Here is a 25852-nt window from a genome sequence, read left to right on the forward strand (position 1 = left end):
ATCTTTGTCAACAATTGATCGGCATCTCCCAATTTTTGATCCAGCCTCGTGCTTTCATCGCTTGAGCCAATCGCCCGACACCTAACAGATAAGCCGCTTCTCTCATCTTCACCTGTTTTGCTTCCTTTATTTCGTACACGGCTTTAAATGCGGCTGTCATTTTCTCTTCTAACTTCTCCAATACCTCTTCCTCTTTCCAGGCATAGTGCATGGCATTCTGTACCCATTCAAAATAAGATACCGTAACGCCGCCCGAATTACACAAAATATCAGGTATGATAAAAACACCCTTGTCCTCTAGAATTTGTGTCCCCTCAGGTGTAGTCGGACCGTTTGCAGCTTCTGCAATGATTTTTGCTTTGATCTCCCCTGCATTATTTCCAGTGATCTGATTTTCTAATGCGGCAGGAATGAGAATATCACAGTCTAAACCAAATAAATCCTCATTTGAAATCTCTTTACTATCTGAAAAGCCTTTGACGGTCTTATGGTCTTCCATGTGCATGATCAAGCCAGGGATATCAAGACCATTTTCATTCAATGCTCCACCTTTTGCATCAGTTACCGCGATAACTTTCACCCCTGCCTCAGCCAAGTATTTTGCTGTGATCGAGCCGACGTTACCAAAACCTTGTATAGCCGCTTTCATGCCCGAGAGGTCCAGGTTCAACCTTTTTGCAGCCTCTTGAATCGTGATGACAACACCTCGGCCTGTCGCTTCAATCCGCCCTTCTGATCCGCCAATAATCAAAGGCTTACCAGTGATGAAGCCTGGTACATTATGTCCTCTCAGACGATCGAATTCATCAAGCATCCACCCCATGATTTGCGGACTTGTATTGACATCGGGTGCTGGTATGTCTTTCTCTGGGCCCATGATCGGTTCAAGCTCGCGAATGAATCCGCGGCTCAACTCTTCAATTTCACGTTCTGACATGTCTTCCGGATTGACAATGATTCCACCTTTTCCACCACCGAAGGGAATACCGACAATCGCTGCTTTCAAGGACATCCACATCGATAGCGCAATGACCTCATCTTCATTTACCTTAGGGTGGAAACGGACACCCCCTTTGGTTGGTCCGAGGATATCTGTATGCTGAGAGCGCATACCTGTATAATTGACGACGTCACCGTCATCCCGTCGCACAGGGATGGACACTTTCATGATCCTTTTCGGTTTCTTTAAAATGTCATAAACCCCTTCTTGAAGCTCAAGGGTTTCACATGCACGTTCGATCAAGCGTTGAACAATAAGATAAGGGTTGGTGATTTCCTCACCGTCCCTCTCCTCTTTTGCAGGCATTTCCGGCTTGATTGTACCTGCTAGTTCTTTTGCAACGTGCTCCTCGGTTTGTTTCTTGTTTGCTGCCATTTATACAACCTCCATTACTGCCCGCATTTATTCAGACCTCTTTTTACCATTTATAGTCTTAGTATGTCCCGTATTACGTCACTTCTACTCATCTTCCAGATTTACATTGATGATGAACCATTCAACTTTCCTCACTCTATTGATTCCAAATTCCTATTAAACAAATATAGGAAAGCTGACGATATTAACCATAACAATAACGTTTTTTTCTTAGACAATTGGGCGGATTTTGATAGAAATTTTAAAGTGAGGATGAGCTTCTTATGGATAAAGCTTCAGTGATCGGAATCATTCTTGGGGTCATTGCAATCGGGGTAGGGATGTTTTTAAAAGGGGTGAACCCTGTTGCACTTTTCAATCCCGCTGCGCTATTGATCATCTTTGCAGGAACGGCAGCCTCGATACTCATTGCCTTCCCTCTGAATGAAATAAAAAAAATTCCTAAGCTCTTGAAGATTTTGTTTACGGATAAAAAAATGACGACAGTCGAAGAATTAGTCCCGATCTTTGCGGATTGGGCTACGATTGCAAGAAAGGAAGGACTTCTTGCATTGGAGACACATGCAGACGACATTGATGATCCATTTTTAAAAAACGGCATGAAGATGGTGATTGACGGTCAGACGCCCGAGTTCATTCGTGATGTCATGGTCGAGGATCTTGCTGCTATGGAAGAACGGCATGAAAGCTCAGCAGCTATCTTCACACAGGCTGGTACTTATGCCCCTACATTAGGTGTTCTTGGAGCAGTAGTTGGACTTATTGCTGCTTTAGGAAACCTGCAGGATATCGATGCATTAGGAAAAGCCATTGCCGCAGCGTTCATTGCTACGTTATTCGGTATTTTCACAGGATACGTACTATGGCACCCTTTCGCAAACAAGTTGAAACGGAAATCAAAGCAAGAAGTAATGGTAAAACAAGTCATGGTTGAAGGAATTTTATCAATACAAGACGGCGCTTCCCCTCGTGTCATAGAAGAAAAGCTGAAAATCTATGTCCCTGCTAATCAGCGAAATCAAGAAACTCCTGTTGTTCAGGAAGGAGAGGGGCTTAATGCTTAAAACCCGTCAAAAGAAAAAAGAAGAGCATATTGATGAAACCTGGCTGATCCCTTATGCAGATATGCTGACCCTGCTTCTGGCGTTGTTCATTGTCCTGTTTGCAGTGAGTACCGTTGATGCTGCAAAATTCGAGAACATGGCGAACTCTTTCAAGTCTGCACTGAATGGCGGAACAGGTCCCTTGGATTATACGAGCCCTGTAAGCATTGTTGAACAGACGTCCATTCCGACAAGTGAAAATGCTCTTGTACCTACGGATGATCGTGAAAAAAAGTATGGCGATCTCGATCAATTACAGTTGAAAGAAATTAAAGAGAAAATCGATGGCTATATTGACGATAACAACTTGAATAAAAGTTTGAAAACGACGCTGACGGAGAGCGGATTGATCATAACAATATTGGATAATGCACTATTTGATTCAGGTAGTGCTTACATTAAAGAAGGAGCTGTGGGACTTGCAAAAGAAATCTCCCAGCTGCTCGTAACAGACCCGCCGAGACAAATCGTCATCGCGGGCCACACGGATAATGTACCGATCCAAAATAATGAATTCAGCTCGAATTGGGAGCTGAGCGCACAACGTTCCATAAATTTCATGCAATTGCTGCTTCAAAACGAAAACCTCGATCCTACGAAGTTCAGTCAAACTGGTTACGGGGAGTTCCAACCTGTGGCGTCGAACGACACACCTGAAGGACGAGCGAAGAACAGACGAGTCGAAGTGAAGATTTTGCCGTACAATGAATAGAATTACAGAGGGAAGGAGTGACTGCCAATGGGTCACTCCTTTTGGATTATGTAGGTAGCGGACAAGGCTTTGTTAAAAGATTTTGTTGATTTCAAGCGAAATTTGCGACACTCCTGAGGGAACTGCGAGCCAGGCGAGACCCCGCAGCGAGGAACTCGCGAGGAGGCTCGCGGATCGCCCGCGGAAAGGGAGTAAATTTCGGAGAAATCAACAGTTAAAAAAAATGCCCACAAGTAAAACAGCTGCCACAGTTGGCAGCTGGTTATTAATGCGATATGACATTCGGAGCTTTCAGGACAGGGAGTGGCTCATTTAAATTATACGGCCCTACTTCCTGTACGTTCGAACCTAAGAAATAGACTTGTTCATATCCAAACTGATGTGCTGTTAACAAAATGGATTCAATCATTGCCATGTACATCATGTTATTTTCAAGCCTTGATCCTTCAACAAGTTCGATTACTGCCGTCTTCTCCTTTTCACTAATTCGTTTTATAAAGATGTTAGGTTGTATTGTATCTTCATTCCCAAATCCACTTGTATCCAATTTCATTGATTTCACAATTCCTTCTAACGATGTCGGTTCTCGAGAGTCCTTTGCTTTGAGCCTTTCACCAAGCAACAGGATTCCTTTTTCTGTAAACAAAGTGTTGAATCCTTTTTCTGGACCTTTGATATCAACTGTTTCTATAGGTCCGAAGTGAGCAAACTCGTATCCTGGCTCTCCATTGGTTCTGAACAACACCTGCTTATACCCAAGACTATAGGCTGTATGGTCAACCGTATCCATGAACATTCGTTCACCTGTCGTTCCCTGAATGGTCCCAGGTTCAATATCAAGGATGAGCTCATTCTTTTCTGGATCATCTGAAACTTTGACTCTGTCACCCTTGTGGAAATCCGTTGCAAATAGGCCCATTTCCTCTGTATCAATCATTTGGAATGCCTCACGTAACGCTTCGATTTTTGGCAGTCCTTTATCTGCAAGATAACTGACGGGCACTACGTTCTCAGCCTCTTCATCCGTATAGTAGACGGTAACCGCCTGTTTATCATCAGGCACTTCGACTGCTGCTGAATGATAGGTGACGTTATTGCTTTCATACGCTTTCGGTTCGATTTTATTCTCTGCAGGCGGTTTAGCCGGCTGTGCTTCCCGCTCTTCTGGATCAGCAGCTGGAGGCATGGACTCCTCGGGTGTTTTTTGTATCAAAGGAGCTTCCTTACCTATTTCCGAAGAACCATGTGAACTGTATTTCACTTCACTGCCTGGGCTTTTAAAAACGGTTTCCTTCAGTACAGCAGGTGAAATGATGGCAGCGATGAGTAGGACACAGGCAGCAGCAAGTATCGGCATGAATTTAAAGGACTTCCGTTTCGTTTTTTTTGTTTCAATTCGACTTTCAATCTTTTCAAACAACTCTTCTTTCGTCTGTCGATCCTCCACTGCAGGAAAATCACGAAGTGTTTGAATGATTTTTTCTTCGTTCCAATTAGACTGTCCCATTTGACAATTCTTCCTCCTTCTTGCTGTCCTCAAGAATGCTTTTCAACGTTTTAAGTGTCCTGTGCTGCACGGTTTTGACTTTTCCTTCAGACCAACCCATGATCGCTGCCGATTCTTTTATACTAAAACCATGGATATATCGTAGTAATATCAACTGACGATGCTCCTCTTTACATTGTGATAAAGCCTCGTACATTTGTTTGAAAGATTCATTCTGTTCAAGGATTTCATCTGGTAATTTACCAGGATGGATCAGTTGATTATCTCTTTCTTCTACGTCAAATGACCCTATGATCGTTTTTCTTTGTCTCTTTTGTTTTCTTATATAATCGATCGCTACATTTCGTGCGATTGAAAATAACCATGTTTTTTCACTGCTATCCCCTTTGAACTTGTCATAGGAGTTTATAACTTTTATATAAACGTCTTGGACGAGTTCTTCTGCTGCATCTCGATCCCGTAACAAATAAACAAGAAATTGAAACAGCGATTGGTGATAGTCCATATATAACCGGTTAAATATATGCTCCACCACGGCTTTCTCCCCCTCTTACTATTAATAGTCGATTTCTACCTGAAAAAGTTTCAATCACAAATAAATTGTTTGGAAACATGGCGTATACAGTCAAAGTTTTCCGATAATTACCGATATAAGATGTAGATTACTTCGCTTATCTATATGAATGGAGGAACATATATAATGTCCACGAAAAGCTCAGTCCTAACGAACAAGGTTGCATCCTTCAACTCTTTAAGGTCGTTGAAAAGTGTTGGCGTTAAACTATTTTTGGTATTGCTCGTCAGCTTGATCATCAGCATCCCTATATCTACATTCCTCAACAGCTTGATTTCAGGCCTGGTTGATGATCTTTCTACAAGTGTCGCTTTTGTTATCAATACGATTGTCAGCCTTATTGTTACTTCATTCCTGATCATGCTTGCCGTCCGCTTCCTGATTTTGAATCCTTTATATGAAACGGTCCGTACAATGAAAAGAGTTGCAAGTGGTGACTTAAGGACGAAGCTTGATATTCAATCAAAGGATGAATTCGGACAACTTGCAAATGCATTCAATCAGATGACCAGGAACTTACGGGCACTTATTGAAGATGTACGGATCAATAGTGATCAGGTTGCGGAAACATCAAAACAATTCATCAATCAGGTTCAGCTTACAAGTACCTCCACACAGGAGATCAATACAATGCTGCGAGAAGTGGCATCAGGGACTGATACCCAGTTGAGTGGAGCAGAACAAACAGCCCAGATCATGGATGAAATGACAGCTGGAATACAACGGATTGCTGAATCCGCATCAATGGTTGCTGAAATGTCCAACAGGGCAACAGATGAAGTCGACTCTGGTAAGACATTCATCGTAAAAGTAAGGCAGCAGATGGATGCGATCGACTCAGTCACCGATAATGTAGCAGAAGAAATTCAACAACTCAGCTTACAATCAAAAGAAATCAATCAGATCGTCAATGTCATTACCGAGATTGCAAACCAGACTAACCTCCTAGCACTGAATGCAGCGATCGAGGCTGCACGTGCAGGTGAACACGGGAAAGGATTTGCGGTCGTAGCGAAAGAGGTTCAAAAGCTTGCTGAACAATCCGAGAAATCCGCTTCACAAATCTCTGAACTCGTCAAACGCATCCAGACACATACCCAACAAACCGTTTCAGTAATGAACAGCGGTAAAAAAGAAGTCGAAACCGGAACAGTGGTGATCGGAGACGCTGAACAATCCTTCGAAAAAATTGCAACAATCATTGAAGAGGTTGCCGGACAAATCCAGGACGTTTCTGCATCTGTTGAAGAAATTTCTGCGAGTTCTGAGCAAGTCCATACCGCTACAACGGAAACGGCACGTATCGCACGAGAATCAGCAGAACGTACACAACAAGTATCTGCCACTACAGATGGTCAGCTGGCCACGATGGTAGAAGTCAATAACCAGGCAGACTCTTTGACGACAACCGCACAAGCTTTAATGAAATCAATCAAATCTTTCAAATTTAATTAAAAGGCTTTGTTATACTTTATTATTGATTTTTGCGAAATTCACTCCCGGGCGACCCGCGAACAAACGAAAAGCGGAAGCGACCCGATTAGTCACGCAGGTCACTGGAAAACTGACGAGAAGGCTCGAACCAAACAAAGACTTGGTTCTGCGTGGGCTCACTCATAAGGATGTCAATCAATGTGTCGACCGCCGCAGGAAGTTTAAAGTGATCCAAGTGACTGGTCGCTGAGCTAGACATCACTTCTCTGCATTAACCTACTTCCTCACTTGCACAGGAAGTCAACACAAAAATGAAATCATTTTTCGTGTCTGCGATGAGAATTCTTAGAAGCTTTCCTTATGCTAGCTTCGACGTTCACCACAGAACGTACTTGTACAGGATGTACTGGCTTCGACGTTCACCATAGGACGTGGTGGTATTTAGTCGAAGTTCATTAATATAGTCGAAGATCCTTTTTAAAGAGTGTGGAGTCTCGCTTGGCTCGCTTTTCCCGCAGGAGTGTCGTAAATTTCGCTTCAATCAAACATAGTTAGATATCAACAGTATGAATAAATAAATCCAATTAAAAATGGGACCTTTCAAGAAAGGGACTGTTCTAAAAGAAAAGTGTCAAATACTTTTGGGACAGCCCCTTCTTTTTTATGCCTGAAAACTGTTAAGAGTTTGTTCCAGTATCGCATACTTGTACTAATAATTGGAAAGTGTAATGAGTGACAACTTCGGTTCTGAAAGGAATTTTCGGATGATAAAGAAACTGCTTCAGAAGTGGACGGACTCTTCCCAAATACAAAATGAAAAAGGTGGAAATGAACCTCATACCCTTTCTGATATCTATGAATTAGCTTCTAATTCCAATGATTTTGAACAGTTTGAAATAGTGAATGAAAGCAGTACGATCCATATTTCTTATATAAAGACACTGGTTGATATGGACACACTACACCGTGACATTCTTCCTTATATCCAACGTGAGAAACAATGGAAGTTAGAAGATTTAAAAAGGGATATTCCAATTGATAACATTCTTCAATCAGATAAGATACCAGAAATAAAGGAAAAACTCCTTGCTGGTTATATCATTCTTCAATTGGATCGTAACTCTGATGAATGTTTATTGATAAAGGCTCTTTCTGCTTCGAATAGAGAAGTTGCGGCACCCGAAATAGAATTCAGCGTTTTAGGACCTAAAGAAGCATTTGTTGAATCCCTTGACACAAATTTGCATCTAATCCGAAAAAGATTACCCACATTACACCTGACTGTTGATGAAATGAGAATTGGAACGACTTCGAAAACATTGGTGAGTGTACTTTATATAAAAGGTATTGCTAATGAAGAGAATATCAATACTGTACTACAAAGGATAGAGGATATCGACTTTGATCAGATTTTGGACAGTTCGTTTATCACACAACTGATAGCAGACAATCAAAATTCACCCTTTCCTCAGTTGATCGATTCTGAGAGACCCGATCGTGTTTCAGCAGCATTGGCAGAAGGCAAAATCGCAATTCTTACGGAAGGTTCTCCGCATGCGTTGATCGGTCCGACAACCCTCATCGAGTTTTTTTCATCGTTTGAAGATTATTTTTTGAACTGGCACGTCGCGAGCACCTTCCGGGTCATAAGAATGTTTTCAGTCATGTTCTCTGTTTTAGCTACACCGATCTATGTTGCTGTGTTGACATTTCATTATGAATTGATCCCGAAAGACCTGTTGGGAATACTGATTACTTCGCGGAGTAATATCCCATTTCCACCTATAATAGAAGCGATCATACTCGAACTCGCAATTGAATTGTTGCGTGAGGCAGGAGCACGATTACCGACGAAAGTCGGGCAGACGATCGGTATCGTAGGGGGTATCGTCATTGGAACAGCCTCGGTTGAAGCAGGTCTGACGAGTAATGTCCTCCTTATCATTGTCGCTCTTGCCGCACTAGCTTCTTTTACGACCCCGGTTTATAAAATGGGTAACACCATCCGGTTGATCCGATTTCCTTTTTTGTTCTTTGCACAATTTTGGGGGTTATTGGGAATCATGATTTGTTTCTGTTTCTTGCTTGTCCATCTATTACGCCTTGAATCTCTTGGAAGGCCATACATGGAGCCACTTTTCCCCCCAAGAGTTCAAGATTTGAAGGATACGATTATACGTCTTCCGTTCTCTGCACAATCCTTACGCCCGATCAATTTACAAACTGAGGACACAAAGCGCTTCAAAAAACAAAAGGCAAAGCAAAAAAAAGATATAGATGAATAGGTCAGAAAGGAGGAAGATCTTTGATGAGCAGCAATATAAAAGAACGTTATAAAGTCTCGGCAGGCATGGCGTTTTTCCTGATTCATACGATGCAAGTCGGCATCGGTCTTTTAGGATACCAACGGTATATAGCCAAAAACGCCGAGTATGATTCATGGATATCAATCATCATTACAGGTCTTTCCATCCATCTGATCCTATGGATGATGTATACGATGTTAAATAAGGAGAACGGAGATTTAGTTGCAATCCATGCACGTGCATATGGTCAACGTTTGGGTAAATTTTTCAGCTTCCTATTTGCGGTCTATTTCTTATTGATGGCTGTCACTGTCCTGCGCAGTTATCTCGAAGTTGTTCAAGTCTGGATGTTCCCAGATATGAACCAGCCTTTTTTCCTTTTGGTCTTCATCACTCTCATTTATTATACGGTATCAGCAGGTTTCAGGACCGTAGCGGGAATCGCATTTTTCGGTGTCACACTTCCTCTAGTCCTTATTTTGTTTTTATATTTTCCATTACAGTATAGTGATTGGGACTACCTTCAACCGGTTTTCAATCATTCGATCAAAGATATCTTATTATCTTCTAAGGTAGCAACACTGGAGTTTATTGGATTTGAAGTAATCCTGATCCTGTATCCTTTTCTCAAAAATGCTGAGAAATCACAAAAATGGAGCCATTACGGTATCCTTTTTTCAACCTTCCTCTATGTCGTCGTTGCAGTGGTGTCGTTCTCATATTTTAGCCAAGAACAGCTCGGAAGGACGATTTGGGCTACGTTAAGCATGTTTAAGATTGCGGAATTTCCATTTGTTGAACGCTTCGAATATATCGCCATAATGATATGGGCATTAATCACATTTCCAAACATCTGCATTAGTTTATGGTGTGCCGGCCGTACCCTTAAACGGACATTCAGCATAAGGCAAAGGAGTTCATTGATAGGCATGCTCCTTATTGTTTATACTCTTCAGCTTTTGATAACCGACCGTGAAATGGTAGATATGTTCATGACTGCCGTATCCAGATTAGGATTTTATTTGATTTATTTCTATACCCCCTTCCTATTCATCATCTTTCATCTCCAATCACGAAGGAGGCGAGAACGATGAAAAGATTTATATCGTTGATTACGATCTTTAGCTTACTTCTTACAGGCTGTACGCCTGATAAAGAAATACTTGATGATATCAACCTGGTCACTCTGATTGGTTTTGAAAGAGTCGATAGACAAACACAAGGAACAACGGTTGTCCCACAATACCAGCCTGATGGATCGATTAATAATGATTACTTTACTGCTGTCGGTGAATTCGGCAAAGATATCGGACAAAAATTAAATTTACAGACACAACGCCCTCTCGCCAGCGGAAAGATTGAGATCGTTTTGTTCGGAAAGGAATTTGCAGAAGGAGGTGTCATTGAAACGAGTGATGCATTTCGTAGGGATCCGAGCGTCAGTGCGAATTTAAAGCTGGCAGTTTATGATGGAAATGCGCACGATTTCATCATGGAACATAGACTACCTAACCAGGATCTTGGGATGGCCTTGACAAGATTGATCGAACAAAATTCAAAACAAGAAACGTTTCCCCCTACTAACATACACCTTTTTTTCAGAGCATTTTTCACAGAAGGTAAAGATTCATTTTTACCTTTATTGGGGGTAAAAGAAAGGAATGTCTATTTGAAAGGGATCAGTCTGTTCAAGAAAGGAAAGATGGTAGGGGAATTACCTGCCTCCGATCTATATTTGTTCACCCTTCTTCATAATGGTTTCAAAAATGGCAGCTTAGTCGCAAATGTAAAAGAGCTAAAAGGACAAGTTTCGTTAGGGCACATCGATGCCGAACCCAAAATTGAATTCAAGGGAGATGTGGATTCACCAGAAGTTACTTATAATATCAATTTGAAAGCGGTCATAAATGAATACTCAGGTGATATCAAAGGAATAGAAAAAAAGGTGAACCTTATTGAAAAATCAGTCAACAAAGAATTAAAAAACAAAGCGGAAAGTCTAATCAAGTCATTGCAAGAACAAAACTTGGATCCATTAGGGGTTGGGAAAAGTGCAAGTGCACATTACCGTAATTGGAATGAAAAGGAGTGGAATGAGATTTACCCAGATCTTAAAGTAAAGGTGAACTTCAATACCAATATCCTTGAGTCCGGGGTCATGCGATGATGTCTGCGCTGTCATAAAAGAGCATTTGTCAGTCAACAATAAGGGTATCCTCTCCTTGGAGGTGAACCGAATGGGTAAAGAAAAAGATGGAAATCCATCAATTGACGGAACGTTGCCTCATCAAGCTAACGCACCTGTTTTTGAAAATGTTGATGAAGACAAACGGAAACCTTTTGTCAATCAATACGGGGTAACGATTGGGGACAGTCATTACGAATCGGAAAACTCTCCGCTTGAAAACTGGAGTGATGAAACCGATCCTGACGTCATGTCTGGAGATGATTGGATTCATCCGTATAATGACATCGGTTGGAATTCAACTGAAAACAGGGAACTAGCTGAAGAGAACCGCATACCCAAAGGAAGTCCTTTCATGCATCCGACAAAAGATGTAAGCTATGCAAGGGACTGATGAATAAGTAATAGGGGCTGACCATTTTGGACAGCCTCTTTTTTAATGATTCTGATTTGTTGCTTTGCAGGTTAAATACCGAAAAGTTTGCGGAATTAGAGAGCTAAAAACTACAGAGCTTAATCAGAAGAGACTTTACGGACATCAGGGACGCTATTTGTGCCAAAATCAGTGTTTCTAAAAATTTAACGGACAGGAGAGCTGTTACCTGTGACAAAACGAGCTGATTTTGATTGGATTGATGAAAATAAGGTCTCTGGTGTCCGCTATTTTATAAGAAATGGTGATTTTAGCCCAAATTCTGTCCGTTAAGGTTGAACTCGCATTCGAATTAACTTCAAAATCCGTAAATCGTCATTCCCCCATCAACAAATAGGGTTTGTCCTGTTACATATGAGGCTGCGTCTGAAGCCAAAAATACTGCTGGCCCAACCAATTCCGGCAGCTCACCGACACGCTTCAATGGCGTGCGGGACAAAATGCTGTTTAAGTATTCCTCGTCCTGGAGAAGCTTTTCAGTCAGTGGGGTTTTGAAATACCAGGGGCCGATCGAGTTGACCTGTATGCCGTGCTCTCCCCATTCCAATGCAAGGTTTTTCGTCATTTGTATCATCGCCGCTTTCGATGCAGCATAGACTACCCCTGTGCGAAGTGCGGTCGTTCCTGCAACAGAAGAAATGTTGATGATTCTTCCAGTGCCGTTATTTTTCATATGATGGGCAAACTTTTGTGAAAGTTGGAATGCTGAACGCAAATTTGTATCCATGATCGTCTGCCATTCATCTTCAGTTACCTCTAAGGCTGGAGTACGAATGTTCATTCCCGCATTATTAACGAGGATATCAACCTTCCCGACTTCATCCATCACTTTTTCAACTGTATCATTTACTTCATTTATGTTCGTCAAATCTGTAGGATACACATATGCTTCCCGTCCTATTGAACGGATCGATTCAGCAGTAGCTTGAAGATCCTGTTCTGTCCTGGAAAGCAGCACCACATCAGCTCCTGCCTCTGCATACCCGATCGCTATCGCTTTTCCTATTCCCCTTCCAGCACCCGTTATAACTGCAACCTTTTCATCTAATCGAAAATTCGGTAATACACTTATCATCCATTATCCTCCTATGTAAGGAAAAATTGGCAAATCCAACCCTTAGCGAAGGCTAAGCCATAGTTGCACTTATACTGAAGAAAGTATTTATACTTTTTTTTAAGTGCAAAAAAGTCAGACATATCTATACTTTCAAGCTTACACCAACTTATTTTGGATGCAAACTTTTGTACAGATGTGCCTGACCTTCTGGGTACTTATTAAATCTCTATAGTGAAGAGGTTTTTCGGTATCTGTCAGCGAATTCGGGACGTTTCCGTTTATGTTCCTTAAAGTAGCTTTCCACCGAGCTGAATGAATCGTAAAGGAACAAAAGCAGATCCCCTGGCTTTGAGGTTTCCCATGCTTTTTGGAACGCCTGAATTTCATTAAGCTCAATGATTCTGCGGCTTGAAGGCAGCCGTTTAGCTAACACTTCATCTAGAATAGCCGCCACTTCCTTCGGTTTCCTGCCTCGCAAGTTCCCATCTTCTTTTATCACGACAATATCGGTTTCATACCCGATGATTTCAGCCATATTTCGAATATCTTCATTCAACCGGTCGCCCGGTGCTGATACAGCAGTGATCAACCGCTCACAAGGAATCGCTTTGAGCGTGTTATAGATGGCTTTGAGACCAGCCGTATTATGTGCATAATCAACGATAATTGTTCTTCCATCTTGATCGATTTTATTGAACCGGCCAGGGCTTTGCAGAAAGTCCGGGAAGAAGGTGAGGGCTTTTTTGCGCAGCATTTCCTGAGATACTCCTAGTAAATGAGCAGACGCCAATGCTTGCAATAGGTTGCTTATATTATGCTTGGCGTACCCATTGAAAGTAATTGGGATCTCAGCATACTTCATAAAACGCTCCGACTTACCCTCTTTCTCATGGACGATCCAGTCGCCCTGGACATACCAGCATTCCTGATTGTTTTCCCGGTGTTTACGTAAATAAGCATTATTTTCATCCAAAGAAATAAAGACGACAGCACCCTGGGTATAATCCTTCATTTCTGCCACCGCTTTATCGTCAGCGTTCAAAATGCAATAACCATCCGGATGGACAACTTCTGGAATCAATCGTTTCAGCTTTTGGAGCTCTTCGATCGTCTCGATTCCATCCAATCCTAAGTGGTCTTCTGAAACATTCGTGACAATTCCAACATCGCAAAAGCGGAAGGCTGTCCCTTCACGAAGCATACCGCCTCGAGCGGTTTCAAGAACAGCCGCATCGACTTCAGGGTGATGAAGAACTTTTCGGGCACTGACTGGACCGCTGCAATCTCCTTTATCGATACAACGTTTGCCAATATAGACGCCGTCCGAATGTGCCATTCCAATCGTCTTTCCTTTTTGCTGTAGAAAGTGTGAAATCAGCCTTACTGTGGTCGTTTTCCCATTTGTGCCAGTTACAGCAACGGTAGGGATGGCTGCTTCCTCTCTATTTTTAAATAGGTAATCGACAATCGCTCCGCCAACATCCCTGGGAGTCCCTGAACTCGGATAATGATGCATCCGGATCCCAGGCGCTGCGTTCACCTCGAGAACTGCGGCACATCCCGGCCTATACTCGGCTGTTATATCCTGGATGATCATATCGACCCCTGCAATATCCAATCCGATCGCACGTGCGGAGGTTTCTGCAATCTCCTTGTAAGACCGATGTACTTTATCGGTTACATCAATTGCCAGGCCACCTGTCGATAGGTTGGCATTTCCTAAAACATTAACGATTCGTCCCTTGTCGAGAATCGAATCAAGATTCAATTGTGCCTGGCGAAGATAATTTTCAACAGACTCATTGATCGGGATTTTCGTCATCGGTTTTTCATGTCCATCCCCTCGTAATGGATTTTCATTTTCTTTGTCAATCAAAGTTCTTATTGAATCGTTTCCATTACCAACGACATACGGGGGAAGGCGTAAACTTGCTGCGATAAGTTGACCATCAACAACTGTAAAACGATAATCGTCCCCTGTATAATAGCGCTCAAGGATCACTTTATCAGTATCTTTATGATGGTTATAAGCAGCAAGCAACTCTTCTTCTGTACGTATATTCGTCAAAACCCCCTTCCCTTGATGGCCATCGATCGGTTTGAGGACGAGCGGGTATACGAGGTTTTTTGCTTCCTGAAGCAATTCCGCCTCTGATGTGATGACGCTGCCTTCTGGAACAGGAATACAAACGTCTTCAAGGAGCGATTTCGTCATCACTTTATCACAAGCGTACTCAACTGCCAGAAAGGAAGCTTGGCTGGACATGGTCGCTTCCATCCGTTTTTGCTTCCGACCAGTCCCAAGTCTCAGAATACTATCATTTGCGAGTTGTTCGACCGGAATTTTCCGCTCGTAGGCAGCTTTAAAGATAGCCTCTGTACTCGGACCCATCTTATGAGCATAATAAAGCTGCTCGATTTTTTTCACATAGGGGTCGATAGAAACAGGTTGTCCTTCAAGAATATGAGTGACGATTTCCATAGCCGCTTCGAAAGCATAATATCCCGACTCTTTTTCCTCGTAACGGTACGTCACATAGTAAATGCCTTCCCGTTCACTCGTGATCGTTTTTCCTCTTTTCACTCCAATACCAGCAAGCGATTGCAGCTCGATTGCTATATGCTCAAGAATATGCCCCATCCAGGTTCCTCCACGTAAACGTTCGACAAACCCGCCTTCATAGCCTCGGGAGCATGTATGTGTATTCAATGTAGGCATGACTTCCAATAGCGTATCAGTGAATCCAGGAATTTTATTGGATGGCATGTCTTCAAGTTCTTCAATATCCAACTCAAACCAAATGGTCGGTTTATAACTATAATAGTTTGGCCCAGAAAGAAATTTCACTTTATTGATTTTCATTGGGTAGATCCCTTCTCTTTCTTGATTAACTTTCGGTTCTCCAAGTCAAATTGATAGCCTTTTGCAATGGAATGCATCTGGACACCCGTAATCGTGACTTCATCACTTTCGGCTTCGTCTGCAATATCGACAAATGAAAGTTTGCAACCATCTATTACAGTTACGGAATGCTCACCAATCACTTCAAAGTACCTGCCGCCATCCTTAACCCAGATGGCTGTGTTTTCATCAATTCCTACTCCAATTACCTGAGGGTTTTGCGCAATGGCATATAATAGACGGCCAAAGCGGGCTCTCTGCGAAAAGTGCTGGTCGATGACGACATCTTCGAGGAATCCAAACCCTACACCAATTTCAACGTGGACCTTATCATGCTTCAGTTTGGTCTTCCCAGATACGATCATATGCCTGCTCATGATCGCTGCTCCTGCGCTTGTACCTGCTATGATCATTCCGTTTTGCCAGGCTTTTTGAACTTCTTTGAAAAAAGTAGTACCGCCAATGATGCTCGATAATCGATTTTGGTCACCACCAGTGATGAAAAGAGCTGACAGTCTATTGACCGGCTTTGTGAATGATTCGTCTTCAGCTTTTTCACGGGTATCAATATGTAATAGATCCACCTTAGAGGCCCCTAGTTTCATAAAAATATCCTGGTATTCTCCTCCTACTTCTTCTGGATATCCAGTTGGAGTCGTAAGAACACCGATTGTGCCACCGCTAATTTTCGTGTCTTCAACGAAAATCGATAAGATTTCCAGATCGCCTTCCTTATCTTCATTTCCGCCGATAATGAATAAGTCCCCGCTGCCTTTGTTTGTCACGCTTCATCTCATCCTTTAATATGAAGTGATATCATATACCCAAATTTTGGGCGCGCGAAACCGAAAAATCACCCACTTTTCAAAATGAGTGATTTTTACTAGTTTATTCAATTATTTCTAATCTTATACCCATACATTAGGTACAGCATATTAACGGAAGTTTGTCAGGTTTTAAGCAAGGTTAATGAACTTTGTTGATTTTCGATTGAAATTTGCGACACTCCTGCGGGAAAAGCGATCCAGACGAGACCCCACAGCGAGGAACTCGCGAGGAGGCTCGAGGTTCGCCCGCGGAAAGCGTAGAAATCAACAATAAAAACGAACAGAGCTAAGGTTCTAGAGCAGATTAAAATGGTACAATGTTGACAGATGAGGTGAAGCGTTACTATGGCAAACAATGCTATGCGTTTTTTGTATCGATTGAATGTTTATCAAAGCACAATTATTCTTACCCTTCTTTCAATCCCCTGGCTTTTCTACTTATTGATGCAGCCAAGGACGATTTCAACATCCATTAATTGGGCTTATACGGCTTTGATTTATTTTATCCTCTCATTCATACTTTATCTCTTTTTACAATGGATTAGCCGGTCGGGAAGGTCTAATTTTCGCAAAAAGTTAGTCACCTTCACACGGATATACATACGATTCCATGTAGCAGCTGCACTCCTGGGAGTAACATCGCTTTTGATGCATGTGTTACTCATGGCGAAATTCGGTTTGATGGAGTCAAGGGCAGGAGTGTCAGGAATGATAGCCATCGGAGGTCTGGCCGTTCTTCTTTTCACGGGTTATTTAAGAAAACGGAAATCATCCGGCAAGCGTCGTAGATTCCACCGCTTTACGGCTTATCTTTTTTTGTTTTTCGTACTTATCCATATGTTACTCTGAAAATTTTACGAAAGCATTTGAAATTTTTTGTTAAATTGAATTCGGTTTCCTTAAGCGAAATTCGCGACACTCCTGCGGGAAAAGCGAGCCAGGCGAGCCCCCGCAGCAAGGATCGAGTGAGGAGGCTCGCGGAAGTGGGTTAATACAGGGAAGTGATGTCTAGCTCAGCGACCAATCACTTGGATCACTTCAAACTTCCTGCGGCGGCAACACATTGATTGACATCCTTATGAGTTAGCCCACGCAGAACCAAGTCTTTGTTTGGTTCGAGCCTCCTCGTCAGTTTTCCAGTGACCTACGTAACTCATCGGGTCGCTTCCGTTTTTCGTATGCCCGCGGAAAGGGAGTGAATTTCGAAGTCATAACAGCTTTTAAATTAAAAAACCACGGATAGAATATAAATTCTCCGTGGTTTTCCCTGCTCATTATCTATTCAACTCTTCCACCAGTCATCGTATAGGGTAACTTCGCCTTCACGCTTATGACGGGTTTTCAAATAATGGTTTTCAAGGGTATTCCTTGCCTCTGGATCAATTTCTTTACCCTCTAAATAGTCATCGATTTGTTCATAGGTAATACCAAGCGCTTCTTCATCCGGACGTCCAGGACGGTCATCCTCAAGATCTGCAGTAGGGGCTTTCGTATATAGCGCTTCAGGAGAACCCAACTGTTTCAACAGCATTTTTCCTTGCCTTTTGTTCAGACCGAACAAAGGAGCTATATCACATGCGCCATCTCCATGCTTGGTAAAGAAACCTGTTACTGCTTCTGCACCATGATCTGTTCCGATCACCAGGAGGTTGTGATGAGCTGCAAGATCATACTGGACCTTCATACGTTCACGCGCTTTCGTATTCCCTTTCAAAAAGTCACTCAGTTCTTCACCTATGCCTTCCCTGAAAGCACGATACGATGCATCGACAGCTTCCTTTATATTGAAGGTTACGTTTTGATCCGGACCGATGAACTCAAGAGCTTTTTGTGCGTCATCCTCATCCTTTTGCACTCCATAGGGCAGCCGCATTGCAATAAACGTATAGTTCTCTCCGGTTTCTTCACGTAATTGTTCAACGGCGACTTGAGCCAGCTTCCCAGCCAGAGTAGAGTCTTGTCCACCGCTGATTCCAAGGACATAGCCTTTCATTCCAGTCTTTTTGGCATATTTTTTTAATAAGTCTACGCGTCGTTCAATCTCTTGTTCAGGTAAAATGTTCGGTTTGACGTGTAATTCTTTTATAATTTCATTTTGTAAACTCACACATTTCCCTCCAATTAATATTATTGAAGTCTATAAATACCTTACCCTATAATGTCTCATGTACACGGCAACCGCGACTTTCAGCCTATAAAATGATTTTCAGACATAATAGCAGGTGGTTTGGTAACCGCATAACTGGTCCATATGTATCATGAGAAATTTTACCAATAATGATAGAATTGTATAAATACGATAAGTTTCGGTACTCAAGGACGGTCGGCACTACACTCGAAAGGGGTGGTGTAATAATGACGGTATTTCAAACGTTGATGGTTACCATCTCGTTTGCCACGTTGATTATCAGCGTATTGTCATTCCCGTATAAAAAATAGACCGTCCTTGAGCTGCACACTTTAGGTCACGGTCTACTCTAGTCCAAGCCGGTCCCCTTGAGGGAAAAGCTTATCGTATGATACGCAGGTGTTCGCAGCACCTGCGTTTTCATTCTCTAAAAACCTTTTTTTATTATAACACCACTATCTCAGGTTGTCATCGCAAAAATCAACAGTTTCTGAAAATTGTAATTATCTTGTAATCCAGCATCAAGAATCACACAAAAACATTATATGCCTTCATTCAAAATTTAGACGCTGGATTTATCCATACATGCGATTAGTCTTTTCTCGATATCCTCTGCCATTTCGGTGATTTGGGCATCGTCGACCATCGTAACGAGGGATGTCGGTTTTGGCATTCCGATCTTCGAGACGCCATCATCTTCATAAACAACCATTTTACAAGGAAGGAAATAGCCGACCATTACATTTTGATTCAATACACGTTGCGCTTCCTTCGGGTTACACACTTCTAAAATCCTGAAATCTCTGTCGAATTCTAGTCCTTTGGTGTTCAAGGTATTCTTCAGATCAAAGTTCCATAGTACCCCGAATTGCTCTTCCTTCAATTGCTTTTCCAATGTTTCGCAAGCTTCATCAATCGATTGATTTGTTGTTACTGTATAATGAAACATCCACTTCATCTCCTTTTATTAATTGATTATGGATTATACCCCACATCGTATTATTCAGTTTCCCTATTTACTTCAAGGTTAAACGATTGATTCCATTCCCAATCAAGGATAATAGCTGTCCACCTTTTACCATGCACCTGTATAGGTATTTATTTTCTTAAAAATAAAAAGGTGTTGCTTAATCCCTTATGGGTACATTGAATGTCAACACCTGAATTCTTATCTGCTTTTTACAAGTAGATTGACTGCTTCTTTAATTAGATCGTCCGTATTTTCACCTTTATCCAGTTGTTCTCTGAGACACTGTTCAAGGTTTGTACCAACAACTAGACCGATCGTACGGTCCAACGCACTTCTTATTGCAGACATCTGTGTCACTATATCCTTACAGTCTTTTTCTTCGTCCATCATTTTGAGGACTCCGCGGACTTGTCCTTCAATACGTTTGACACGGTTTTTCATTTGATCATTATATTCCATGAGGTTCAACCCCCTATATTAAAAGTGTTCTATGTATAATGCGAAATTTCTCTATAAATGCAAATCACCTTGTTAACTCCTCTATTGTACAATACATATTTTCATAAAGAAAACGTGAGAGGTTGTCCCATAAATGCTGAGCATGAGGGGTAATCCGTAACTATTTGCACAAACAGTGTGGGAAACAATCGTTAACGGACACAGGAGACCTTATTTTCCAAAAAATCGTTCATTTATAAAAATAACGGACACCAGAGCTCTTATTTAATCAGCTCTTTTGTTCACAGATAACGGCTCTGGTGTCCGCTAAAACTCTGAAACATCGCATTTTGTCACCAATAACGGCTCTGGTGTCCGTTACGATTCCAAAACATCCATGTAAACCAGAAAAGACATTCAAAATAACCACTGGCCTTTAGAAAAGAACTTATTCTTTTACTTTTAAAAGCCTTAGGCCATTCAATGTAACAAGAAGGGTTGCCCCCATATCTGCAAAGATCGCAATCCACAGAGTCAGCCAACCTGGCACGACGAGTAAGAGTGCCAATAGTTTAACTCCGATCGAAAAAGCAATGTTCTGCTTGATGATCGCAAGAGTTTTCCGGCTAAGCTTGATGGTATATGGAAGTTTGCGTAAGTCATCTCCCATCAGAGCGATATCCGCTGTTTCGATAGCTGTATCGGTACCAGCACCGCCCATGGCAATTCCAACGGTAGAGGAAGCAAGAGCAGGTGCGTCATTTACACCATCCCCGACCATCGCGACTTTCCCAAACCGCTGTTCATACTCTTTAATGTAGTTTAATTTTTCTTCAGGAAGCAGTTCTGCTTTTATGGTAGAAATGTTTATTTGCTCCCCGATGCTGTTTGCTGTCAGCTGATGGTCACCAGTCAGCATGATTGTATTTTTGATATTCATAGAATGTAGTGCTTTCACGACTTCGGCACTTTCATCCCGTATTGTATCCGCTACTGCAATGAGCGCAAGCAGATGCTCTTCTGTGCCGACCGCCAGCACAGTTTTCCCTTCAGAACGAAGACGATCGATGACAGTATACGTATCATGTTCAAGCTGGACTTGCAAATCCTCAGTAAATAATGCAAGACTTCCAGCATAATAAACAGTCTGATCGATCGTACCTTTTATACCCTTACCGGTAATCGATTTGAAGTTCTCTATATTCTCTGATGGCTTCTCAATCCCCATCTCTTCAGATTTCTTCAATATTGCAGATGCTAAAGGGTGCTGCGATCTACTTTCAAGAAAAGCAGCAATCCGGATAATTTCAGACTCCTTGTATTCGACCAGCGGGATAATATCGGTGACTTCAGGGATTCCCTTTGTCAAGGTTCCGGTTTTATCAAATGCAATAGATTTCAATTTCCCCGCTTCTTCTAAATAGACACCGCCTTTTACTAACACACCGTTCCGTGCAGCATTCCCAACTGCTGTGACAATGGAAACAGGCGTCGAAATCACGAGTGCACAAGGACAGCCGACGACTAGGACAGCCAGCCCTTGATAGATCCATTCTCCCCAGCTTCCCCCTAATAATGGCGGAATTACCGCTACTCCTATCGCCACTAAAATGATGGCGGGGGTATAATATTTTGCGAAACGATCTACAAACGATTGGGATGGAGCGCGCTCTTCTTGTGCTTCTTCAACTAGATGGATGATCTTCGCTAATGTTGTATCCTCTACCCGTTTCGTCACTTCAACTTCTAAATAGCCATCTTCATTCAATGTTCCAGCAAAAGCTTCATCGCCGACAGACAGGTGGACTGGTACAGATTCGCCAGTAACCGCAGATTGGTTCACGAATGATCCGCCTTTCGTAACGAGTCCATCCATGGCTAGCTTTTGCCCCGGTAAAACAATCATCGTATCTCCGACTAGCACGTCCTCTACAGGGATTGTCATTTCCTTATTGTATCGCAGAACAGTCGCTTCCTTTGGGGCGATTTCCATCAATCCGCGGATTGACTGGCGTGCTTTTTCCATCGAATAAGCTTCAAGGATTTCACTGATTGCAAACAGGATCACGACCATGGCACCTTCACCCCATTCACCGATCAAGGCAGCTCCGATGATTGCGATTGTCATGAGTGTCCTCATATTGAATTCGAGACTAAGCAGGTTTTTTAATCCTATAAGGAATAATCGATATCCCCCTATAAGTATAGAACCTGCATAAAAGCCGTTAGCTAAAAACGATCCTTCTCCGTTTAACAAGCTGATTGTCCAACCGACTATTAAAAAAATCCCGGCAATGAACACATTCCAATGGCGTTTCAGAAACGGTTCTTTCTTTTCTTCTTCTTTCAAATGGTCAGGACGGACTTTCAAGTTTTCAAAAGCCCCCGCTTTTTCAATCTCTTTTACATGTGCGTTTCCTTTAACTGTAAGCTTTGAAGCTGTAAAATTTACTTTTGCGTCTAAAACACCATCCAGGCGTTTTACGTTCGTTTCGAACTTTTTGGCACAACTAGCTCAGGTGAATCCAGAGATCTTATATACATGCTGTTCTGTTTCTCTCACTTTAGCTTGTTGCAAGGTGTTTCCCCTCCTCTAAATGGGAGAATGCGGTCTGGATGATTTGCCTTACGTGTTCATCATCTAATGAGTAGTACACAAGCTTTCCGACTTTCCGATATTTTGCAAGTCCCATATTCCGAAGCAACCTCAGGTGATGGGAAGCCGTTGCAACCGTACAATCAACGATATTTGATACATCGCATACACATAGTTCTTCCTCTATCGTCAATGCATAAGCGATTTTGATCCTTGTATCATCGGATAAGGCTTTGAAAACTTTTGCCGCTGACATGGTATCTTTTCCTTCTATATCAGCTTTTATCCGCCTCACTTTATCTTCATGCACACAATTGACTTTACAAACATCGTCTTTCGCCATTTCGTTCACCTCTCACCAATTCATTCAAACGTTCTTTTGAATATTAGTATATAAGGTATGACGTAATAACGTCAAACATTACACACAGCATTTCCACCGCAAAAAAGACCCAAAAGTGTCCGTCACTCTTGGGTCAGCCTCTTTCCTTATCTTCTTTTATTCTTTCCTTTCAGTTCAATGATGATCTTTTCGATTTCGTAGATATTAAACATGGAATCCGCTCCCTTTTCGAGTTCGTTTTGTTACTCTTAGTTTACGGAATTCCCCTTGTTTATTAACCGGTCAGCAGATTGGATTTTCCTCCTCCTCTAGATTGATTTTATTCTCCGTCTATGCCCCAAACCAATGCAAAAGATCATACGGTTTCATTTTTGGGATCGTTTCAGTCGATTTCAATTCACTGCACTCATACTGAAAACAGCACGCCAAGACTCTACAGTACGTGAAAAACGAGGAGACTTACGGAATTAGGCAAAGATGTATCAATTTTCATGGACTCAGAAGTCAGCTCTTCTTACATTCCCGTAACATTCCAGGTTTCCTTTTTCGATTACAATGCCCGCTCGGTCCTGACATACATACAGGGGTATTGATGTACGAGTCATGAATCTTTCTACTGCTACTGTCATGCGAACCCGATCTATGAAATGGGGTAAGAAATGCAGCTGGACTAAGTTGAGTGCCTCAGGATCGGCAAGTCGGACATCATTGGGGTCCAAAAATTGCGCAACCTCTATTGTCGGCGACATCATCATCGCGCCTGCACTTACCCCGATCAAGACTCCACCGGTTTTTACAAAGTCCTGTAGAAAACACAGCATGTTCCTCGAACGTAGATTCTTCAAAGAATAATATGTATTTCCACCAGATAAGTAAATCGCATCACAGGACGATAACTCATCCAGGTTTTCAGGTTCATATTCTTTATCAATATCAAAATAAACATATTGATCAAAACCAAACCGTTGCAAATGCGGTTTCATACGATTGAAGTAATGTTTTGTCACATCGTATTGTGAAGGGATATAGCCTAATGTAGAACCTTTCTCTGAGACAATCTGCCTGATCTTCTTCTCCAACTCTTTATCTAGATGTTCATCGATATTGCTCAACATGATCAATTGACTCATATAAAAACCTCTCTTTTTTACTTCCTTATATGTCTTTCTTCTTCATACACTTGATCCCTTTTCTTTTAGTAAAAATGAAACTATTATTCTTCTAAACCGTATAGTACGATGTAACAAAAAACATACATATTTTGGAATATATCAAAAGGGGTGATGGTGGTGATTCAGCATGTTAAGAAAAAACGCACAATCTATTTACCAGTGATGCTTATTTTCCTATTAATCGGGTTGTTGACATTTCACCATGCAATGAAGGAACGGGGTCTGACTCCGGAAGGTCTCAGTCGTAATACAGAAATTGTCGATGGGGTAACCGGGAAGCTCCTCACAGCTAAAAAAGTTGATTCCGGGTATGATGTACACTTTAATGAAAATGGGAAGCTCACGAACGTCCATGTCACTGAAAAACTGGAAGTGACCAATAAAGAAACCCTTCCGATTGAGCTAGGTCTATCGGCTACTATATGGGCAAAGAACAATACTGCCTATTTTATTGAAGATCAAGCGTTGACTTATTTTGATGGGAAAGAGAAACGAACGATAGCTGACAAGATAGATGGTTTCGAAGCCTCTGTTACTAATCTCTATTATTGGGAAAAAGATAGGATCTTTAAGGTTGATTCTACAACCAAAACTTCAGAGCAGCTGGTAATAACCGATCACCCGGTCTCTAACGTATTTGCAAGTGATCAGAAAGGACTTTTTGCAGTAACAAGTAAAAAAGAAGAATATACAACCCAAGTATCAGTATATAAAACCGATGAGGGCACCGTTAACGAATCAGTGAAATTCGATATCAATTCCATCAGCGGGGAGAGTGTGACAGATATCGACCTTGCTGAAAATGATGATGGGATGCATCTCATCTATCAAACTGGCCAAGCCCATGGCGGCACGATTATCGTCAGAGGGCATTACGCTCTCTTCAAAAAAGCACAAGAAGAACCTTCTTTTAATGAAGTTCGGGTCTACGATACATTTACGAATAGTAGACAGCGGGTGTTCGACAATATGAACCTCGTTATAACTGAGAATGGTCCAGAAATATATCTATCGATCAGAAGCAAGATCAAACCGAAAATCGAAAGCTGGAACGTGTATCGAGCTGTTCCGAAAGATGGAAAGTGGCTAGCAAGTCACATCAGCACCTCAACCTCTGTATCAAAGAATCACGTCTATGTTGATGAAGGTGAACTTTTCTGGCTGGATACAAGAGGAAAAAACGCTAAGATCATGGCAGTATCGGATCACCCTGAACTTGTCGAAAAAGGTGAAAGCCTACAAGCCTCTGATTGGGTGAATGGCTTCTATACAGGGATGGCGAAGCTGCCATATGGACTGATTCTATTATTAGTTGCCGTCATGTGGCTTGCACCGGCAATCATTTTCCTCTTCTGTGTTTCATTCTGGAATGAAGATGCAATAGAACAGCGCCGCAGCTGGGTCCGATACAGCACGATCGGTTTATTCACCATTTTTCAATATTTCTTGTTGCAGCGGTTTTTCACACCGATGTTTGAAGTTTTTTCACCAATTTACTTATCGTTTCAAATGCATTCGTTAATAATTCCGATCGTACTTGTCCTTCTAAGTCTGTTATTCACAAAACTTGTAAGGAAAAGTCATTGGAATCTCTATCAGGAATTCGGATACTTCTCCCTCTTCCATACGTTGATGATCATCTTTCTGATCTCACCTTATACGATTTAAATGATAGAGAATCAGTGTTTGTCGCGATATTTCCACGTTGTGATTTTTCTGGAACATGTTGCGATTTTCCGGAAACTTGTCGAGATAACCGCATCAGGGATTTATACGGACACGCTCAGGTC

At 41.9% G+C, this 25852-nt stretch carries 20 protein-coding genes and 1 pseudogene; 9 read left to right on the top strand and 12 right to left on the bottom strand.

The features are described 5' to 3' along the window. Window positions 1-7: 7 nt before the first annotated feature. Complete coding sequence (locus KOL94_RS23160) at window positions 8-1306, bottom strand: Glu/Leu/Phe/Val family dehydrogenase (protein ID WP_221569082.1); 1299 nt, start codon at window positions 1304-1306, stop codon at window positions 8-10. Between the two features lie 332 nt (window positions 1307-1638). On the opposite strand from KOL94_RS23160, the gene motA reads away from it, so the two are divergent. Continuing rightward, entirely contained in the window at window positions 1639-2439 is an 801-nt protein-coding gene (gene motA, locus KOL94_RS23165) for a flagellar motor stator protein MotA (RefSeq protein WP_221569036.1), read from the top strand. Next, on the top strand, window positions 2432-3190 hold the full coding sequence (motB, locus tag KOL94_RS23170) for a flagellar motor protein MotB (RefSeq protein WP_221569037.1): 759 nt from the start codon (window positions 2432-2434) through the stop codon (window positions 3188-3190). Before motA ends, motB begins: the two co-directional genes overlap by 8 nt. A gap of 265 nt (window positions 3191-3455) precedes the next feature. On the opposite strand, the gene KOL94_RS23175 is transcribed toward motB, so the two are convergent. Then, window positions 3456-4697, bottom strand: a complete 1242-nt coding sequence (locus KOL94_RS23175) for a hypothetical protein (RefSeq protein ID WP_221569038.1) — start codon at window positions 4695-4697, stop codon at window positions 3456-3458. Beyond that, window positions 4684-5235: pseudogene (locus tag KOL94_RS23180) on the bottom strand (RNA polymerase sigma factor SigX); the annotation flags it as partial. The pseudogene KOL94_RS23180 and the gene KOL94_RS23175, both read right to left, overlap by 14 nt. Before the next feature lie 162 nt (window positions 5236-5397). Here KOL94_RS23180 and KOL94_RS23185 point away from each other — a divergent pair. The 5 genes from KOL94_RS23185 to KOL94_RS23205 all read left to right on the top strand — a co-directional run bounded on the left by KOL94_RS23185 (window position 5398) and on the right by KOL94_RS23205 (window position 11590). Then, window positions 5398-6726: a methyl-accepting chemotaxis protein gene (locus KOL94_RS23185; protein WP_221569040.1), complete on the top strand. Its 1329-nt coding sequence runs from the start codon at window positions 5398-5400 to the stop codon at window positions 6724-6726. 743 nt (window positions 6727-7469) lie between these two features. Continuing rightward, window positions 7470-8990, top strand: a complete 1521-nt coding sequence (locus tag KOL94_RS23190) for a spore germination protein (RefSeq protein ID WP_221569041.1) — start codon at window positions 7470-7472, stop codon at window positions 8988-8990. A gap of 23 nt (window positions 8991-9013) precedes the next feature. After that, window positions 9014-10105: a GerAB/ArcD/ProY family transporter gene (locus KOL94_RS23195; RefSeq protein WP_260412624.1), complete on the top strand. Its 1092-nt coding sequence runs from the start codon at window positions 9014-9016 to the stop codon at window positions 10103-10105. Beyond that, a complete protein-coding gene (locus KOL94_RS23200; protein WP_221569042.1) occupies window positions 10102-11178 on the top strand; it encodes a Ger(x)C family spore germination protein in 1077 nt (358 codons plus the stop codon). Before KOL94_RS23195 ends, KOL94_RS23200 begins: the two co-directional genes overlap by 4 nt. 70 nt (window positions 11179-11248) lie before the next feature. Then, window positions 11249-11590 carry a DUF3905 domain-containing protein gene (locus KOL94_RS23205; protein WP_221569043.1) on the top strand — a complete coding sequence of 114 codons (342 nt, stop codon included), beginning with the start codon at window positions 11249-11251 and terminating at the stop codon, window positions 11588-11590. A 337-nt stretch (window positions 11591-11927) separates the two neighbouring features. Here KOL94_RS23205 and KOL94_RS23210 read toward each other — a convergent pair whose 3' ends face one another. The 3 genes from KOL94_RS23210 to KOL94_RS23220 all read right to left on the bottom strand — a co-directional run bounded on the left by KOL94_RS23210 (window position 11928) and on the right by KOL94_RS23220 (window position 16373). After that, window positions 11928-12704 carry an SDR family NAD(P)-dependent oxidoreductase gene (locus KOL94_RS23210; RefSeq protein WP_221569044.1) on the bottom strand — a complete coding sequence of 259 codons (777 nt, stop codon included), beginning with the start codon at window positions 12702-12704 and terminating at the stop codon, window positions 11928-11930. 208 nt (window positions 12705-12912) lie between these two features. Further along, window positions 12913-15549: a cyanophycin synthetase gene (gene cphA / locus KOL94_RS23215; protein ID WP_221569045.1), complete on the bottom strand. Its 2637-nt coding sequence runs from the start codon at window positions 15547-15549 to the stop codon at window positions 12913-12915. Beyond that, window positions 15546-16373: a cyanophycinase gene (locus tag KOL94_RS23220; protein ID WP_221569046.1), complete on the bottom strand. Its 828-nt coding sequence runs from the start codon at window positions 16371-16373 to the stop codon at window positions 15546-15548. Before KOL94_RS23220 ends, cphA begins: the two co-directional genes overlap by 4 nt. Window positions 16374-16760: 387 nt before the next feature. On the opposite strand from KOL94_RS23220, the gene KOL94_RS23225 reads away from it, so the two are divergent. Next, on the top strand, window positions 16761-17264 hold the full coding sequence (locus KOL94_RS23225; RefSeq protein ID WP_221569047.1) for a hypothetical protein: 504 nt from the start codon (window positions 16761-16763) through the stop codon (window positions 17262-17264). Between the two features lie 433 nt (window positions 17265-17697). On the opposite strand, the gene nadE is transcribed toward KOL94_RS23225, so the two are convergent. From nadE to KOL94_RS23260, 6 genes are all read right to left on the bottom strand, one after another. Beyond that, entirely contained in the window at window positions 17698-18522 is an 825-nt protein-coding gene (gene nadE, locus KOL94_RS23230) for an ammonia-dependent NAD(+) synthetase (RefSeq protein WP_221569048.1), read from the bottom strand. 583 nt (window positions 18523-19105) lie between these two features. Next, the gene (locus KOL94_RS23240) at window positions 19106-19492 is read right to left on the bottom strand and encodes a DUF302 domain-containing protein (RefSeq protein ID WP_221569050.1); all 387 of its coding nucleotides are present in this window, start codon (window positions 19490-19492) and stop codon (window positions 19106-19108) included. 219 nt (window positions 19493-19711) lie between these two features. Further along, complete coding sequence (locus KOL94_RS23245; RefSeq protein WP_221569051.1) at window positions 19712-19972, bottom strand: metal-sensitive transcriptional regulator; 261 nt, start codon at window positions 19970-19972, stop codon at window positions 19712-19714. Between the two features lie 427 nt (window positions 19973-20399). Next, window positions 20400-22529 carry a heavy metal translocating P-type ATPase gene (locus KOL94_RS23250; RefSeq protein WP_221569052.1) on the bottom strand — a complete coding sequence of 710 codons (2130 nt, stop codon included), beginning with the start codon at window positions 22527-22529 and terminating at the stop codon, window positions 20400-20402. Continuing rightward, entirely contained in the window at window positions 22516-22890 is a 375-nt protein-coding gene (locus KOL94_RS23255; RefSeq protein ID WP_221569053.1) for an ArsR/SmtB family transcription factor, read from the bottom strand. The genes KOL94_RS23250 and KOL94_RS23255 overlap by 14 nt, the downstream gene beginning before the upstream one ends. Window positions 22891-23387: 497 nt before the next feature. Continuing rightward, window positions 23388-24020, bottom strand: a complete 633-nt coding sequence (locus KOL94_RS23260) for a Type 1 glutamine amidotransferase-like domain-containing protein (RefSeq protein WP_221569054.1) — start codon at window positions 24018-24020, stop codon at window positions 23388-23390. Window positions 24021-24179: 159 nt separating this feature from the next. On the opposite strand from KOL94_RS23260, the gene KOL94_RS23265 reads away from it, so the two are divergent. After that, window positions 24180-25730, top strand: a complete 1551-nt coding sequence (locus KOL94_RS23265) for a hypothetical protein (RefSeq protein WP_221569055.1) — start codon at window positions 24180-24182, stop codon at window positions 25728-25730. Window positions 25731-25852 lie beyond the last annotated feature (122 nt).

The organism is Alkalihalobacillus sp. TS-13, assembly GCF_019720915.1.
In the GTDB taxonomy this organism is placed as follows: domain Bacteria; phylum Bacillota; class Bacilli; order Bacillales; family Fictibacillaceae; genus Pseudalkalibacillus.